Source organism: Micromonospora sp. DT227 (assembly GCF_049841835.1).
Taxonomy (GTDB): Bacteria; Actinomycetota; Actinomycetes; order Mycobacteriales; family Micromonosporaceae; genus Micromonospora.
Window position 1 is genome coordinate 168463 of record NZ_JBNCLA010000013.1, and the last position, 2586, is coordinate 171048.

2 protein-coding genes are annotated in these 2586 nt (G+C 70.1%); both read right to left on the reverse strand.

The window, feature by feature from the left end:
- Nucleotides 1–369: 369 nt before the first annotated feature.
- Nucleotides 370–678 (reverse strand): LysR family transcriptional regulator, encoded by a 309-nt coding sequence (locus ACLQ2W_RS31130; protein WP_425791109.1) that lies wholly within the window; start codon nt 676–678, stop codon nt 370–372.
- A gap of 342 nt (nt 679–1020) precedes the next feature.
- The coding region (locus tag ACLQ2W_RS31135) for a phosphopantetheine-binding protein (RefSeq protein WP_425791111.1) at nt 1021–2586 on the reverse strand (1566 nt) is incomplete at its 5' end.

Genomic DNA, 2586 nt, shown 5'->3' on the forward strand with positions numbered 1-2586 from the left:
CCCGGGGGCCACGGGCCCCGCCGCCCGCCCCGGCCGGGCAACCCGCGGCCAACGGGGTGGGGCCCGGCGTTCCGCCCGCCCCCCACCCCGGAGACCTGTCGGTCAGGCGGTCATCACCAGGTAGTTCTCCAGCACCCCGAGGCTCGGCCCGCCGAGCACCTGGGACACCGAGAACGTCGCCGAGCCGAAGGCCGGCACCGGGATCACGCACTCCCTGGTCTTCGCCGGCGTGCCCGTCGGGCACCGGACACCAGCAACGCGACGCCGACCACCCGATGCAGCCGGGAGACCGCGGGCCGGGCCAGTCGCAGCTCTCGTCCGGCAGCCGCGACGCCGCCGTGCTCGTGGACCGCGCGCAGCACCGCCAGGTCAGACCAGGTGACCGAGTCCGGGGTGGGCGGCGGAGCCGCCGTGCCGCCCGGCGACCTCCCGGGCCTGTCCGACGGCGGCGGCCCAGGAGGCGGCAGCCCGGGCGGCGGCGTCCACCAGGCGACGGCCGGCGTCGGTCGGCACGCAGCTCCGCGGGGTCCGCACGAGCAGCGGTGTGCCGAGCTGTCGCTCCAGGCGGGTGATCCGTCGGGACAGGGCGGGCCGGGTCCGGTCGAGCGCCGCTGCCGCCGCCGTGATCGACCCGTGCCGCACCGCCGCCCGCAGCGCGCGCAGATCCTGCCACTCCATGAGACAGAGTTAACACGTTCGATGTACGCGACGGAGGGCGGAGCGGTGGCGCCATCTGCCCCCGGTCCGTGGGAGTACCTGCCGCCGGAGTCGGGGTTCGGCTCAAGGATGACCTGCCGGCGCGGGTCACGCAACTTCAACGACTCCGGGGTGTGGCGACGTCTGCACGAGGTGCCCCTGCACATCCGGGCGCTCCAGAGCGCCGTCCTCAGCTTCACCTGCGCCCTCATCTGCGAGTTCTCGGCGAGACGGGCCCCACCGGCGGAGCAGGTTGGTGGCCCCCATCGGGTCAGGATTCGGTGGCTCAGCGAAGCTGGGCTCATGAGCTCGGGAGGGTCGCGTCTACTTCGACCCTCGGTAGTCGACGAACGCTGGGCGCTCCTCGGGCGTGCGGGAGAGCCAGTCATTGACCGCCATCGCGCTCAGCGAAGCGTATTCGTCCGTTATCTGTAGATGATTTCCTGGCACGTCTGCCAACGTGACGGTGTTGGCGTAGCTCCAGGTGAACATCCAGTCGTCGTTGTCTGTCGGTCCGCTGATCCGTTCGGATGCACGGACCTGGAGCGTCGGTATCTCGATGTGCTCCGCAGGCCACCACGGGAAGGAGAGGTAATGGACCATCGCGAAGACCCAACTGTCATCGCCGTCATCACCGGTCCGCCTGAGTCCCTCAAAAATCTGCTTCTGCCACAGCGACCCGTCCTCCGACACCGTGGGAAGGTCCCGCTGCGAGGGTGAGTCGAGCAGAATGACGCCAGCCGGCGCCACGCCCATCCGCGCCATCTCGGCCGCAACCCGGTGGGCGATCAGCCCACCGCTGGAGGTGCCGCCCAGTGCGAATTCTTCGCCGTTCGCGTTGTCCCGGAGGATTGTCTCGACGTACGCGAGAGTCATCGCCTCGATGTCCTCCGGCAGTTTCTCACCCGCATGGAAGCCGGGCGAGTGCACCACCGATACGTCACGTATGCCCTGGAAGGCCAACCCCAGCCGCGCATAGGGGAAGTCGGCCGGGGCTACGTATGGGGTGAACAGGTACAACTTGGGCTTGGCGTCGCCGGTGGCGACCCGGGTGGGAGGCCGGACCGCCTCGTCGGCCGTGTCCACACCGAACGTCTGGCGGAGCTTCGCCAATCGCCCGATCACGTCGAAGAACTCGTCGTGTCTGCCGTCCACCTCGGCCTGCATGTACATCTCCGCAAGGTTCGACACCCGAACGGCTCCCGAACCAGCCGATTCGGCTCCGGCACCGCGGACGCCGCCGACACTCACGACGGAGGCCAACTTGTTCACCAGATGATCGGTCAAGGCTCCGGTACTGGGCTGGTCGAAGACCAGCGTGGCCGGCAACGACAACCCGGTCGCGGCGGCCAACCGGTTACGCAACTCCACCGCGGTCAACGAGTCGAAACCGAGCTCGCGGAACGCGCTGTCCGGGTTGATCGCCGTGGCGTCGGGGTGGCCGAGCACGACCGCGACCTGTGCCCGTACCAGTTCCAGCACTGTCCGCTGGCGTTCCTCGACCCCCATGACGGCCAGCCTGGCGGTCAGGTCCACCGGCGTATCGGTTGTGGTCGCCGTGCGGCGGGTCGAGCCGCCGGCCAACGCCTGCCACAACGGCGGCAGGCCACCGGCACCGGCACCGGCACCGGCACGACGCAACGCGGCCAGATCCAGCCGGATCGGCACCAGCTGCGCCTGGTCGGCGCGTACCGCTGCGTCGAACAATGCCAGGCCTTCTTCGGAGGAGAGGGGAAGGATGCCGCTGCGTCGCATCCGGTCCAGGTCGGCCTCGTCGAGATGCCCGGTCATCGCCGACTGCTGGGCCCACAGTCCCCACGCCAGTGACTGCCCGACCAGGCCCTCGCTCTGCCGCCGCAGTGCCAAGGCGTCCAGGACCGCGTTCGCGGC